The sequence below is a fragment of the Cupriavidus phytorum genome (assembly GCF_003254285.1).
In the GTDB taxonomy this organism is placed as follows: domain Bacteria; phylum Pseudomonadota; class Gammaproteobacteria; order Burkholderiales; family Burkholderiaceae; genus Cupriavidus; species Cupriavidus phytorum.
Window position 1 is genome coordinate 339000 of record NZ_QKZN01000001.1, and the last position, 14016, is coordinate 353015.

Genomic DNA, 14016 nt, shown 5'->3' on the forward strand with positions numbered 1-14016 from the left:
GTCCCGTTGCTCAACCCGACTGCTGCGCGAAGCGCAGCCAGCGGTCGCTGAGCTGGCGGTCGAGGATCACCTGCCCGGTCAGGTCGCGGATCGAGGCGATGCCGGCTTGCTCGCAGTACGCGTCGAGCCCGGCGATGATCTTCGGCATGATGCCGGGATCCCGGAACGAGGCGGTGCCGACCTGGATCGCCGACGCCCCCGCCAGCATGAACTCGATCGCGTCCTCGGCGCTCTGGATGCCGCCGCAGCCGATGATGGGGATGCGCACGGCGCGATAGCACTGGTGCACCAGCCGCAGGGCAACCGGCTTGATCGCCGGACCGGACAGGCCGCCCATGACATTGCCAAGCTTGGGCTTGCGCGTGCGGATATCGATGGCCATGCCGAGCACGGTGTTGCCCATCACGATCGCATCGGCACCGGCTTCCTCGGCCGCGCGCGCGACCGCGGCGATATTGCCCGCGTTGGGCGTCAGCTTGACCCAGAACGGGTGCCGGGTGCGACGCCGGATCGCTGAGACAGCCCTGTAGGTGGTCTCGGGCAACATGGCAAAGGCCATGCCGTCGGCTTCCAGGTTGGGGCACGAGATATTGGCCTCGATCACGGCGACTTCCGGCAACGACATCTCTTCGCAGGCGGCGCCGAACTCTTCGGCCGTATCGGCGGAAATCGATACGACCACGGGCGTGTCGTATTGCGTATAGGCGGGCAGCACTTCCTTGCGGTAGTAGTCGAGCCCCTTGCTGGGAATGCCGATCGAATTCAGCATTCCGCTGAAGGTTTCCGCCACGCGCGGGGTGGGGTTGCCCGCGCGAGACTTGGGCGAGACGCTCTTGATGACCAGTGCGCCCAGGCGGTTGAGATCCATCGCCTCGCGGTACTCGATGGCGAAGCAGCCGGATGCGGGCATCACGGGGTTGCGCAACGTCAGGTCGCCAACCCGGACAGTCAGATCAGTCAAATTCCACCTCCCCAACCACTTCACGAATCTTGAAAACGGGACCTTCGCGGCAGACGCGCAGGAACTGCTTGTCGCCATCGCAATCGAACAGCCGCACGCACGACAGGCACACGCCCATGCCGCAGGCCATGCGCTGCTCCATCGCGACCTCGCCCCGGATGGCAGGGTGGTCCTCCAGTACGCGCTGGAGCAGCATCAGCAGCCGGTGCGAGCCGCAGGTGTAGACAGCGTCGGGTCGTTGCGTGTCGATCAGGCGGCGAGACAGGGCCTCGACCGCCTCGACCGAGGAAGTGCCGTCGGCATCGAACACGGCGTGCACCTCGGCGCTGGCGCCGCGCAAAAACTCTTTCTCCATCAGGTCGGCCGGGCTGCGTGCCGACATGATCGCGGTGATGGCCGTGCCGGCCTCGGCAGCCTGGCGGATCAGCGGCGCCATCGTCGCCAGCCCGACGCCGCGCGCGACCACCACAATGCGCCGGAACGAGGGCTCGAACGTAAACGTGTTGCCAAGCGGACCGACGATGTCCAGGTGGCCGTCGACCGGAAGCGTGGCCAACGCGCGCGTGCCAACGCCGGTGACGTTGTAGAGGAACTCGATGCGCCCGCTTTCCGGGCCGGCGCCATAGACGCTCATCGGCCGCAGCAGGAAGGGCTGGGCTTCGGCGGTGGCGGGACAGCTAAGCTGGTAGAACTGGCCCGGCCGGGTCATCGCCGCGATCGGGGCCTCCGATTCGAGCCGGATGTACTTGTAGCGCTGGTTGACCCGGTAGTGTTCAACGATTCGACAGCGATAGGAGGCTACGGTAGCCGCGGAATCCGCGCTACACACGGTGGCACACATGTTGGTGACTCCTGAGGATGGCGCTGCGCCGGGCGGCGCAGCGGAGGAATGGCTGGTGAGTAGTTCCGGCGTTATTCCAGTTCCACGCCCTTCAGTTCGGGGATCAGGAACAGGGTGGCGATCATGTCGATTACGTAGATGCTTGCAAGCAGTGCGATCGCCAGCTGGAACGAATACGCCGCGGCGATGGCGCCGACTACGATCGGCCCCAGCCCGCCGACGGCGCGCCCGATGTTGAACAGCACGTTCTGCGCGGTGGCCCGTGCCGCGGTCGGGTACGCCTCGGAAATCAGCGCGCCATAGCCGCCGATCATGCCGTTGACGAACATGCCCATGACGGCGCCGGCCCACAGCATGGTCATGGGATCGGACAGCCTGGCATAGGCCAGCACCATTGCCACCGCGCCCGCCTGGAAGATCAGGAAGGTCGGCTTGCGGCCGATGCGGTCGGCCAGGTGGCCAAAGACGTAGACGCCGATCATCATGCCGACGATGGTCACCGAGGTCCACAAGGCCGATTTGGTCAGCGAGAAGCCCAGCGCCTTGGACAGGTAGGTGGGCAACCAGATCATGATGCCGTAGTAGCCGAAGTTCTGGACCGAGCACAGGATCACGATGCCCAGGCTGGTGCGGGTGGTCTTGCCATCCGCGACCAGCAGCCTGAATGCATTGGGCTTCTTCTCCGTGCGTGCGCTGCGCACAAACACTTCGGGCTCATGCAGCCGGTTGCGGATGAACCATGCCACCAAGGCCGGCAGCACGCCGATCACGAACATGCCGCGCCAACCCACCAGCGGCAGCAGCAACGGCGTCAGCAGCGCGGCCATCAGCACACCCGATTGCCAGCCCAGCGCGACATAGGACGACACGCGTGCGCGCTTGCTGGCCGGCCACGCCTCGGCGGCCAGCGCCATGCCTATGCCGAACTCGCCGCCGAGCCCGATGCCGGCAATGGTCCGGTAGACCAGCAGGTCCCAGAAGCCCTGGGCCAGGGAACACATGCCGGTGAATACCGCGAACAAGACGATGGTCCAGGTCAGCACCCTGACGCGGCCATAGCGGTCGCTCAACGCGCCAAAGATGATGCCGCCGGCCACGGCCCCGACCAGCGTCCACGTGACCAGCGCACCGGACTGGCCGGTGGTCAGCAGCAGCGAGGCACTGATCGCCGGCAGCATAAAGCCCAGGATCAAAAGGTCGAACCCATCCATGGCATAGCCGATGGCGGAGCCGGCCAGGGCCTTCCACGCGTACGGCGAAGTTGGCGCCTCCGTCGCGGCTACAGGTTGGGTCAGGGGCTGGCTTGTCATGTTGTCTCCATTTTTAGACTGAATACGCCTCAAAAAGCACTGCAGCGCTTTCCTGGTGGCGATTGATACAAGGAAGCTCTGTAGTGCTAGTGAAAATCTATTTTTTTAGACTATGCGGCATTGCGCAGCATGGCAAGCGCTTTCGGGATGTTTCCGGGTTTTTCCCTATGCATTGCAGCGACGGATGTGCGCCGCGCCGGCACCATGCTATAGTGACATCAATCTAATTATTGAGACAGATATGGAACGTCGCGCCAGCGGAACCGGCGGGATCGACTTCGAGGCGCTGGGCGCGCGGCTGCGTGCCTACCGCCTGGGTGCGCAGTTGCGGGCCGAGCAGATTGCCGAGGTGCTGGGCATTTCCCGCGCAGCGGTCTATCGCATGGAGAAGGGCGAGATCGTCAAGATCGAGACGCTCGAGCGCCTGGCCGGCATCCTCGACACCTCGCTGGAATCGCTCCTCGGCGCGGGCACGGAATACTACCCGTCAGCCATCGCCTACATCGAACGCATGCGCCAGCTCGAGCAGGGCGCGACCCGGATCCTTGCGCATTTCGAGCCGATTTCGTTCCTGCTGACCTCGCCGGACTATGACCGCTTTCTTGAGCAGATGCTCAGAGAGAGCGGCGACAACGACGACGGCCGCATCCAGGCCGTCATGGCCTTGCTGCGCGAGCGCAAGGAATCGTATGCATCGCACCCGGCGCCAATCCTCAGCTTGATCGGATTGCGCGAGCTTGAAAGATTCGTCCATTTCGGGCTGATCGGCCGGATGGACCTGCCTCCCGCGACCCGGATGGAGCGATCGCTGGCGGCGCGCGCGGAAGTGGAGCGCATCGCGGTGTTGCTGGAACAGCAGCATGCGGGGATGCAGATCGGCATCGTCAACGAGAGCATGCCCCACGCAACGTTCCAGATCTTCGAGCGGCCAAGCGGCTCGTATGTGGCCATCAGTCCGTTCCGCTTCGGCGAATTTCCCAACATTTCGGCGGGCATCGCCTCGGTCACGGCCGCGCCGGAAGCGGTATCGCTTTACACAAACATGGTCGAGGCACTCTGGCAACGCGCCTACAAGGGCCCCGATGGTGCCGGACTGTTGCGGCGCATGCTGCAGCAGGTCTGAGCGGTTCGTTTTTTTTCCCCTGAGAGACTATCCATGGACTTCAAGACGGTTACAGAGCAGTTTGCCAGCAGCGTTCCGGGGACGGACGCATTCCTCAAGGTCAAGGAGCAATCGCTGGCCCTGATGTCCGCCGATCCGGACCACGCCGCCGCCTACTTTCTGGTCTACGGTTTTGCGCGGTCGTATGTGATCCTGCATGACGACGAGGGGATCACCACCGATGTGGCCAATGCCGCCCAGGCGCAGTTGCTGGGCTATATGCGCGCTATCGAGCAGTCGCTTAGCGGCGGGGAACAGGCGCTGCTGGGCGCGATGAACCGGATCGTTCTCGACTATGATGGCCGGCGCCAGCTCTTTTGAGTTGGCCAGATGGGGGCTTGTCCGTGCCTGACGATCGCCCGCCGCGCTACTGCACCGACTCCGACACCTCATCCTGCTCTTCCCCCAAAAAGCCGCCGCTCTGGTGCCGCCACAGCCGCGCATAGGTGCCGTTCTTCGCCAGCAGTTCGGCGTGCGTGCCCTGTTCGATGATGCGGCCCTGGTCCATCACGATCAGGCGGTCCATCGCGGCGATGGTCGAGAGGCGGTGGGCGATCGCGATCACGGTCTTGCCCTCCATCATTTCGTCGAGGCTTTCCTGGATCGCGGCCTCCACTTCGGAGTCGAGCGCGCTGGTGGCTTCGTCCAGCAGCAGGATGGGCGCGTTCTTGAGCATCACGCGCGCAATCGCGATGCGCTGGCGCTGGCCGCCCGAGAGCTTGACGCCGCGTTCGCCGACCAGCGTGTCGTAGCCGGTGTGGCCATGCTGGTCGCTCAGCTGGCGAATAAAGTCATCGGCCTGGGCGTGCACGGCGGCGTGGCGGATCTCCGCATCGGTCGCGTTGGGGCGGCCGTAGGCGATGTTGTCGCGGATCGAGCGATGCAGCAGCGAGGTGTCCTGCGTGACCATGCCGATGGCGCTGCGCAGGCTGTCCTGCGTCACCCTGGCGATGTCCTGCCCGTCGATGCGGATGCGGCCGCTGTCCACGTCGTAGAAGCGCAGCAGCAGGTTGATCAGCGTGGATTTGCCCGCGCCGGAGCGGCCGACCAGCCCGATCTTCTCCCCGGGACGCACGGTCAGGCTGAGGCCGTCGAGTACCTGGCGTTCGCCGTTGTAGTTGAAGCGGACCTGGTCGAATTCCACTTCGCCGCGCCGGATCTGCAGCGCCGGCGCGCCGGGCACATCCTGTACCTTGGCCACATGCGTCAGCGTGGCAATGCCGTCCTGCACCGTGCCGATGTTCTCGAACAGCGAGGCCATCTGCCACATGATCCAGTGCGACATGCCGTTGATGCGCAGCGCCATGGCGGTGACCGCGGCCACCGCGCCGGTGCCGATCTCGGCCCGATGCCACAACCACAGCGCATAGCCGCCCGCCGCCAGGATCAGCGCCACCACCAAAGCCTGGTTGACGATCTCGAACTGGCTGACGAGGCGCATCTGCCGGAACCCGGTTTCCTTGAAATCCTCCATCGCCGCGCGCGCGAAGTGCGCCTCGCGCCGGGTGTGCGAGAACAGCTTGACGGTGGTGATGTTGGTGTAGGCGTCGGTGACGCGTCCGGTCATCGACGAGCGGGCATGGGCCTGCTCTTGCCCGACCTTGCCCAGCCGCGGCACGAAGTACAGCATGGCCAGCCCGAACAGCACGATCCAGCCGATGAAGGGCAGCATCAGCCGGAAATCGAAGCCGCCCGCCAGCGCGATGATGGTGATGAAGTACACGCCGATGGCGAGCACGATCTCGATAAAGGTGAACAGCACCTCGCGCACCGCCAGCGCGGTCTGCATGACCTTGGTGGTGACCCGTCCGGCGAATTCATCGGAGAAAAAGGACAGACTCTGCCTGAGCATCAGCCGGTGGAAATCCCAGCGCAGCCGCAGCGGCAGGTTGATTGCCAGCACCTGGTGCTGCACCATGGTGCGCAGCGCCACCAGGCCGATGCTGGTCACCAGCACGATGCCGATCCCCCACAGCACGCGCTGCTCCTGTGCCGAGGCTTCCCGGTTACCCTGCCACGCCGACAGCAGATCCACCACTTGCCCGAGGAAGGAGAACAGCCAGGCTTCGTAGATCGACACGCCGGCGCTCAGCAGCGCCAGCGCGACGAAGTAGCGGCGGGTGCCGCGGGTGCAGGCCCACAGGAAGGCCGCCAGCCCCTTGGGCGGCGGCGGTGCCTCGTCGGGCGGGAAGGGATCAAGCAGACGTTCGAACGCGCGCAGCACGGGGTCCTCCGAAACGGCAGAAGGCCCGCGATCCAGCCGGCATGCGGACCGGGCGGCCTTCGACGGTGTGAGGCGCAGATTCTACCCCCGTCAGCCAGGCGGTGCAGGGCGTGGCGGCAGAGCCTATTCCGCGACGATCTTGCGTTCCACGGCGATGCGCTTCCACTGCGCCAGGTCCTGCTTCATGCGCGCGCCGAACTCCGCGGGCGTCGCGGCCAGCGGGCGCGAGCCGTCCGGCTCCAGGATCGCGCGCACCTCCGGCGACGCGGCGATCTCGGCGATCTCGCGATTGAGCCGCTGCACCAGCGCTGCCGGCGCGCCCGCCGGCGCCAGCACGCCGACCCAGATCTCGATGCCATAGCCCGGCACCGATGCGGCCAATGGAGGCAAGTCCGGAAACGCGGGGTTCGGCGCCGCGGAGGTCACGGCCAGCGGCCTGACCTTGCCGGACTTGATCTGCGTGGCGATCGAGCTGTAGTTCGACATCATCACGTCGATCTGCCCGGCGGCCAGGTCGATCAGCGCGTTGGCCGCGCCCTTGTACGGCACATGCATCATCTGGACCTTGGAGGTGTCGCACAGCAGTTCGGTCGCGAGCTGGCCGAGCGAGCCCACCCCGGCCGAGCCATAGCTGATGGCCCCAGGCCTGGCGCGCGCCGCGGCGACAAGATCGGCCGGCGTGCGGATCGACCGCGATGCCGCACTGGTGGACGATACCGCCAGCAGCAGTGGACCGTCGGCCACCAGCGCCACCGGCGCGAACGCAGTCAGCGGGTCATACGGCGAGCGCGCCTGCGTGGCCGCAGCGGTCAGGAAGGTCGACGACGTCAGCAGCAGCATGGAGCCGTCGCGCGGCCCCTTGGCCACGTAGTCCGCGCCCAGCACGCCCGCCACACCGGGGCGGTTCTCCACGATCACGGTGTTGCCGAGGCGCTTCGCCAGCGCCGGCGCGATGGCGCGCGCGATCACGTCGTTGCTGGCGCCAGCCGAGAACGGCACCACGATCCGCATCAGCGGCGGGACCGTGGCTGCATGATCGGGCGGCGCAGCGGTGGCGGACAGCGGGGAGGCGGCCATCGCCGCCGCGGCCACGGCTGCGGCCGTGGGCAGGCGGCACGCCAGCCGGTGCCAGATGCGCTTGAAACAGGTCTTGTCCATACGTCGTTCCGAAATCGTGTTGCAGCAAGGCAGCGCGGCAACGCTGCGGAAGCGGCCGGCGCGCGGCCCGGACCACCCGGACCGCGGCAGGCCGCGCAGAAGGGATCAGGCCGGGATCTCCAGCGTCAGCAGCGGCGCATACTGCTGCGCGCCGAAAATGTCGCCATCGCCCGCGCTGCCGCTGGGCTGCGCGCGGTACATGGTGAACTTGATGGCGAAGGCCGGCTCGTATTCGACGAAATCCGAAATGCGCGAGACCGGGACGCCGAACAGCGCGGCCATGCTTTCGCGGGTCAGCACGCGGGAGCGCTTGACCCGTTCGTACTCGGCTTGCTCGCGGAAAATGATGTCGAAGGTGATCTTGTTGACCCCGGCGTTCTTGCTGCGGATGGTCTTGGCGAGCGCGTGCAGCGGCAGCGTCGATGCGGTAGTGGGGGCGGCGGCCGGGGAGGGCGATGGGTGGCTGGCAATGGTCATGGTGGCTTCCTTGGCAACGGGGCGCGTCAAACGCCGGCTTCGACGACATGGGTGGGAAACAGCGCGAGGGGATCGCGCACTGCCATCGTATGGTTCAGCGTCCAGCGATAGGCGGGGCTGGCATGCAGCACTTCGTCCAGCGGGAACGATACGGAGCCGGCGGTGCCCTTCACATCCGGCAGCCGCGCGTAGAACATCTGGCGCAGGCCGATCATCGCGACTTCCTCCGCCATCTCGCGCGTGGGCGCGACGCCCTGCACCATGACGCAGAGCTCGTGGCCGGGGCGGTCGCGCAGCGGTTCCAGTTCGCCCATCACCCCGTCGCGTCCATAAACGTTGTAGTGCAGCGAATAGCCGGTGTCGCCGAAGCGCGCGCGCACCTGTTCGCGCGCCCAGGCAATGACGCGGTCGACGTTGGCGATGGTGTAGGGGTCGCGGATGCCGCACAGGCCCACGTAGCGCTCGCCGACCTTGCCCGAGCCTTCCAGCTTGACGCGCACCTGCGGCGCGGGTTCGAAGCGGGCGCCGGTGATGCGGGTGGTGCGCGGATCGAGCTGTTCGTAGCGGCACTGGCTCATGTCGAGCCGGCCGCCGGCGACGAATTCCTCGAACGGATTGGAGCGCTCGTACATCGCATGCCCGGCCACCGAGGCAATGGTGCAGCGCTGCTCGGGATGCATGGCCGTGACGCGGACGTCGTCGCGGGTGATTTCGCCCAGCACGGTTTCCTTGCCGCCGTACGGCTCCGCGCAGAACGAGGCGCACTCCAGCACCTTGCCCAGGTAGTAGGCATGGTCGGCGGCAAAGCCGTGATGCAGCGCCGGCGCGGCGAACACCGCGGCATCGGAGCTGCGGCCGCCGATGATCACGTCGACGCCCTGGCGCAGCAGTTCCAGGTACGGATGCACGCCGGCCATGGCGACGATGCGGTCGGTGGCGTCCAGTTCGGACAAGGTCAGGTCGGCAAAGCCATCGAGGCCGCGGATGGCTTCGCCAGCGCCCATTTGCTCCCGCACCAGCGACTTCGGCACTTCGGAATAGAAATACCCGATGCGGAAACGCGGCAGGCGGTGCCGTAGCGCGAGCTCGCGCAGGATCTCGACATAGCGGTCGACGCGGCTGTTGGTGCCGGTATCGCCGGCCGAACCGATGATCATCGGCACGCCCAGCCGCCGCGCGGCCAGCAGCATCTGCTCGAGGTCGTGGCGCTGCCACGCTTCGGGGCTGGTGGAGGTATCGGAGCCTAGCGGCACCGGCCCGACATCATCGCTGCCCGAATCGGCCGCGATGTAGTGCGGTCCAGCGGCCACGCCGATCTCGAAACTGCCCGTGCGCAGCGGGGCAAAGCCGAGATGGCCATTGGGGCAAATGATCTTCAGCGACTGCATTCAACATTCTCCGGTTAGGTGTCGCTTCGTTGGAGCGAGTCACGCGACACCCAATACGCAGAAGCTGTGCCAGCCGGACGATGCTGGAATTTCCTTTGAAGATCAAAGGCTTGTGGTGAGGAGAGGGGATGGCGCGCGATTTTCACGCGCCTGGGTGGCGTGAATTTCACGCTATTGCGCGGAGTGCGCGCCGTGTCAGCCGGCGGGTAATCCGAGCTTGCCCATCTGGTGCCGCAGCGCATGGCGGCTCAGTCCAAGCCGGCGTGCGGCCTCGGCGAGATTGCCGCCACAGGCCGCCAGGGCCTGTTCGATCAACCCCGCCTGGAACCGTGCCGTGGCGGCGTGGTAATCCAGCGGGCCGGCCGGCGCAGCAGGCATGGGCATCAGGTCCGCCGGAGCCGTCGCGCCGAGGTTCATCTCGCGCAGGATGCGCGCCGGCAGGTGGGCCGGCAACACGCAGTGGCCCGGCTCGAGCAGGCAGATGCGCTCCAGCAGGTTCTCCAGCTCGCGCACATTGCCGGGCCAGCGGTATGCGCGGAAGATGCGCTCGACTTCCGGGTCGAGCCGCTCCATGCGGCTGCCGTACTGGCGGTTGTAGCGCTGCAGCGCGTTGTGCGCGAGCAGCAGGATGTCGTCGCCGCGTTCGCGCAAGGGCGGGATATTGATCGAGATGACCTGCAGCCGGTAGTACAGGTCCTCGCGGAACTTGCCGGCATTGACTTCGCTGAGCAGGATCTTGTTGGTGGCGGCGATAAAGCGCACGTCGACACTGATCGGCCTGATCGCACCGACGCGACGGAAGCGCCGGGTATCCAGCAGCGTCAGCAGCTTGGACTGCATCACCAGGTCGAGCTCCCGCACCTCATCCAGGAACACCGTGCCGCCATTGCCGGCTTCGATCAACCCTTCCTTCTTGCCTACCGCGCCGGTGAATGCACCGCGTTCGTGGCCGAACAACTCGGACTCCAGCAGTTGCCCCGGGATCGCCGCGCAATTGATGTCGATGAACTCCGCGTCCGCGCGGCTGGACTGCTGGTGCAGCAGGCGCGCCACCAGGCTCTTGCCGGTGCCGGTTTCACCGTAGAGCAGGACGGTACGCGCCTGGCTTTTCGCCACGCGCGCGACCAGGTCGCGCAGGGCGGCGACCGACGGATGGTTTCCGACGAGTTCCAGGGGAGCATTCATTGCGCACGGTGTGAATGACAAGGCAACGCGCCGGATCCGTCCGAATCGCGGCGCGTGCGAGGCATTCTAAACGAGCGGGCAGGGCAGCCGTGGCCCGGGATTCAGCAGCCCGGCGCAAGCCAATCCATGCCGAAGCTTCAGGAAGCCATCTTCATCATGACCAAGCCGCTGACTATCAGCCCGGCCGCCAGGATTCTGACTGCGCTGGCCGGTTCGCCCAGCACGAACAGTCCCACCAGGAACGCGCCCACGGCGCCGATGCCGGTCCAGATGGTATAGGCCGTGCCGAGCGGCAGGCTTTTCATGGACAGGGAAAGCAGGGCGAAGCTGGCAATCATGGCCACGATGGTGATGGCCGAGTAGCCGGGGCGCGAAAAGCCCTCGGACAGCTTCATGGAGTACGCCCAAAGGACTTCCAGCACTCCGGCGATGACGAGATATATCCAAGCCATGATGGCTCCTTGATCAAGAGCCGGGCCGTCCCGGACATTCATACCCGGTTGCGGGCGAGGTCGTCCTCGAAAGTGGGGCATTGTACCGGATCGCCGGGGCGGGCGAGCGCCGTGGCGAGGTGCAGCATGGTATCGTCGGCATGTCATGGTCATGCCCTGGGTCGTCCAGAATCGGGGGGAATTATGAGAACGAGGTCGGTGCTGTGGTTCGTCGCGATGGTGTTGCTCTTGCCGCAGTTGGCCCTGGCCAGCGAATTCGGCAGCAAGGGCGGGCCCGAGCCCGCCAACCTCGAACAGATAGCCGCACGGCTGCGAGAGGACCCCTATGACCTGGAACTGCTGATCAGCTTCGGCACCTCCAAGGGCGGATCCGCCGGCCATATCGCGCTGGCGCTGCGTGACGATGCGGCGGGCGAAGAGAGGGTGTACTCGGCCAACTTCTACGCCGACCGCGACCCCGCGCACGCGAGCGGCCGCTACATCGCCGACCTGATGGTCGCCATCCCCAAGCAGGAATATCTGTTCAAGACCGTATCCACGGTCGCCGAGACCGCATCGTTCGGGCTCGACTTCGGCGAGATCTACAAGCGTTCGGTCATCGGGGTGCGGGTCTACGGCGTGCCGGCGGTGGACAAGGCGGCGCTGGCCGCGTACTTCCGCCGCATCAACGATGACTATCACCAGCAGCGCAGCAACACCGAATATCACCACGGGCCGATCCGCTACGACTACCTGCGCCTGAACTGCGCCAAGACCATCGGCGCCGCCTTCAAGTATGGCGCCGGCTACCGCGATCTGGCAGTGACCGGCGCGACGCTGTTTTCAGGGCAGCGCATGATCGCGGCAGCCACCGCCAATATCCCGACCGAGATGGCGATGAAGCTGATCCGGGAATGGGGCCAGCGCCACTACGGCATGGATGTGGTGCTGTACAAGAAATACCGCGGCTCGACCTATGTCGATCCGCAAGAGGAAGAGAAGATCGCCTTCAAGGATCTGCCCGACCGCTTTCCCTCGGTGCTGTCGCTCGACTTCCGCCGCGAGGCCGGGGCTTACCAGGACTATGACAACCTGCTGGCGATGTACCTGCTGTTCAATCTTGGCAAGTACAGCGTGCGGGTCAACGAACAGACCTTGCTGCTGGAAATCGAGAAATCGAAGGACCCGATGCCCTATGCCGAGGCGCTGCAGGCCGCCGAGCGCGATGCCCGGGGCGACAGCGAAAAATTCCAGCGCCATATCGAATTCCGTCCGAGCGGCGAGGGCGTCAGCGAGGCGCCGGACAATACACACCTTTACCACTTTAACGAGGATGCGGAGGGAAAGTTGGCGCGCTAGGTGCCGCCTCTTCAGCCCAGCTCGAGCCCACCCTGCGCCAGCAACTGCCGAAACATCGCCAGGCGCGCATCGCCCGTTTCCGCCAGCCGGTCGCACACATGGAGGTATTCGGACATGTCGCTGTGTCCGCGCAACGCATCCTTGCACTCCCGCTCCGAAATCTCCAGATGGACCCCGCTCAGCAGCGCGCGGCCCTGGCCAACCTGCGCGCTGACGATGGCGGGCGGTGTGCCGGCGATGCCTGCATAGACAGCCAGCACCTCGGTCCCGGGCCCGGGGGTATCGGCGAAGTCGAAGCGGCAGCCGCCGTGGTAATGCGTGTAGACCGACAGCGGGACTTCGGTCAGCTTGTCTGTGGTCCGCAGTTCCGCCGCGGCCGTGGTGCGCGGTGTGCCGTCATAGAGCTTGCCGCCGGTCAGTTCGGGCAGCGAGCCGACCGCCACCGCATCGACCAGGCGCAGTTCGCGCGGGCCGCAGATGGCGCCGCGGGTGCCCGCATGAAACGCCAGCTCGCCGCAGGCGTAGTACGCGCCCGCGCAGATGCCGAAGTAGACGCCGCCCCGTTCGACAAACTGCCGGATGCGCGCGTTCGGCGCGCCGTTCAGCAAGGCGCAATAGGGCAGGTCGGCGCCGCCCGGCATGACGAACATCACCGCATCGTCGAACAGCGTGGCGTCGTGCCGGATCTCGCTGGCTATCACCGCACGGATCTCATAGGCCCCGGCAGGCAGCTGATGGCCGATGGTGCGCATCAGGCATGCGGTCCAGTCCGACGCGCCGGCGTCGACATAGGTAAGGATCTGTGGCTTGGGCATGGCCGCATCCGTGTCTTGTCGTCTCCGACTCTAGCCGTTTGGTATCGAAAACGCCATGCCGTCATCGGCATGAAAGCAAGGCAAAACCAACCTGCTATGCTGAAACAGCCGAAGCCGGCGCTGTCGGCCTGACCCTCGCAAGTTGACAATGCAATTTACGCCGCGGCGGCGCTGGCTCCGATCCGGAAACTCACCGGTAACCACTCGGTAAGGGAAGGAGGCAGCCATGCGTATCTCTGCTGTTCTGTGCGGATTTCTTCTGACGGCGGTGTTTGCGCTTGCCGGTTGCGCAACGCCGGATCGTGCCAAGCCTGCCACGACTTCGTCGTTATACGACCGGCTTGGCGGCATGCCGGCGATTACCGCGGTGGTCGACGATTTTGTCGGTAATGTGGCAACCGACACGCGCATCAATGCCAGGTTCGCCAATGCCAATATTCCGCGGCTGAAGACCCGGCTGGTCGAACAGATCTGCGCGGGTACGGGCGGGCCCTGTACCTATTCGGGCCGCGATATGAAAACCGCCCATGCCGGCATGGCCATCAGCAATGACGATTTCGATGCGCTGGTCGATGACCTGGTGAAATCGCTCAACAAGTTCAAGGTGCCGGCGCGCGAGCAGAAGGAATTGCTGGGGATTCTGGGGCCGATGCGCCAGGATATCGTCTCTCGCTAACCAGTCGCGCAAGGCGGTCAGCACGCTCG

14 protein-coding genes are annotated in these 14016 nt (G+C 65.7%); 4 read left to right on the top strand and 10 right to left on the bottom strand.

Annotated elements, in window-relative coordinates; all coding sequences use genetic code 11:
• Positions 1-10 precede the first annotated feature (10 nt).
• From C7416_RS01490 to C7416_RS01500, 3 genes are all read right to left on the bottom strand, one after another.
• Positions 11-961: a dihydroorotate dehydrogenase gene (locus C7416_RS01490; RefSeq protein WP_111516790.1), complete on the bottom strand. Its 951-nt coding sequence runs from the start codon at positions 959-961 to the stop codon at positions 11-13.
• On the bottom strand, positions 954-1802 hold the full coding sequence (locus tag C7416_RS01495; RefSeq protein WP_111516791.1) for a dihydroorotate dehydrogenase electron transfer subunit: 849 nt from the start codon (positions 1800-1802) through the stop codon (positions 954-956). Before C7416_RS01495 ends, C7416_RS01490 begins: the two co-directional genes overlap by 8 nt.
• Before the next feature lie 71 nt (positions 1803-1873).
• On the bottom strand, positions 1874-3112 hold the full coding sequence (locus C7416_RS01500; protein WP_111516792.1) for an MFS transporter: 1239 nt from the start codon (positions 3110-3112) through the stop codon (positions 1874-1876).
• A gap of 241 nt (positions 3113-3353) precedes the next feature.
• Between C7416_RS01500 and C7416_RS01505 the strand changes: the two genes are divergently transcribed.
• Together C7416_RS01505 and C7416_RS01510 are read left to right on the top strand one after the other, a co-directional pair.
• Positions 3354-4235 (top strand): helix-turn-helix domain-containing protein, encoded by an 882-nt coding sequence (locus tag C7416_RS01505; RefSeq protein ID WP_111516793.1) that lies wholly within the window; start codon positions 3354-3356, stop codon positions 4233-4235.
• A gap of 33 nt (positions 4236-4268) precedes the next feature.
• Positions 4269-4595, top strand: a complete 327-nt coding sequence (locus C7416_RS01510; RefSeq protein ID WP_111516794.1) for a hypothetical protein — start codon at positions 4269-4271, stop codon at positions 4593-4595.
• A gap of 46 nt (positions 4596-4641) precedes the next feature.
• Here C7416_RS01510 and C7416_RS01515 read toward each other — a convergent pair whose 3' ends face one another.
• The 6 genes from C7416_RS01515 to C7416_RS01540 all read right to left on the bottom strand — a co-directional run bounded on the left by C7416_RS01515 (position 4642) and on the right by C7416_RS01540 (position 11158).
• Positions 4642-6498 (bottom strand): ABC transporter ATP-binding protein, encoded by a 1857-nt coding sequence (locus C7416_RS01515; protein ID WP_111516795.1) that lies wholly within the window; start codon positions 6496-6498, stop codon positions 4642-4644.
• 123 nt (positions 6499-6621) lie between these two features.
• Entirely contained in the window at positions 6622-7656 is a 1035-nt protein-coding gene (locus C7416_RS01520) for a tripartite tricarboxylate transporter substrate-binding protein (protein WP_111516796.1), read from the bottom strand.
• A gap of 105 nt (positions 7657-7761) precedes the next feature.
• Positions 7762-8133, bottom strand: a complete 372-nt coding sequence (locus C7416_RS01525; protein ID WP_111516797.1) for a DUF4387 domain-containing protein — start codon at positions 8131-8133, stop codon at positions 7762-7764.
• Between the two features lie 26 nt (positions 8134-8159).
• The gene (locus C7416_RS01530) at positions 8160-9521 is read right to left on the bottom strand and encodes an acyclic terpene utilization AtuA family protein (RefSeq protein ID WP_111516798.1); all 1362 of its coding nucleotides are present in this window, start codon (positions 9519-9521) and stop codon (positions 8160-8162) included.
• A 195-nt stretch (positions 9522-9716) separates the two neighbouring features.
• Positions 9717-10706, bottom strand: coding sequence for a sigma-54 interaction domain-containing protein (locus C7416_RS01535; RefSeq protein ID WP_111516799.1), 990 nt, complete (start codon positions 10704-10706; stop codon positions 9717-9719).
• Positions 10707-10843: 137 nt separating this feature from the next.
• Positions 10844-11158: a DMT family transporter gene (locus C7416_RS01540; RefSeq protein WP_062803546.1), complete on the bottom strand. Its 315-nt coding sequence runs from the start codon at positions 11156-11158 to the stop codon at positions 10844-10846.
• 183 nt (positions 11159-11341) lie between these two features.
• On the opposite strand from C7416_RS01540, the gene C7416_RS01545 reads away from it, so the two are divergent.
• Complete coding sequence (locus tag C7416_RS01545; protein WP_240988215.1) at positions 11342-12496, top strand: hypothetical protein; 1155 nt, start codon at positions 11342-11344, stop codon at positions 12494-12496.
• 11 nt (positions 12497-12507) lie between these two features.
• Here the strand turns inward: C7416_RS01545 and C7416_RS01550 are convergent, their stop codons facing one another.
• Positions 12508-13311, bottom strand: coding sequence for a BPL-N domain-containing protein (locus C7416_RS01550; RefSeq protein WP_111516800.1), 804 nt, complete (start codon positions 13309-13311; stop codon positions 12508-12510).
• Positions 13312-13537: 226 nt separating this feature from the next.
• Here C7416_RS01550 and C7416_RS01555 point away from each other — a divergent pair, with 226 nt between their 5' ends.
• Positions 13538-13987: a group I truncated hemoglobin gene (locus C7416_RS01555; protein ID WP_062803544.1), complete on the top strand. Its 450-nt coding sequence runs from the start codon at positions 13538-13540 to the stop codon at positions 13985-13987.
• Positions 13988-14016 lie beyond the last annotated feature (29 nt).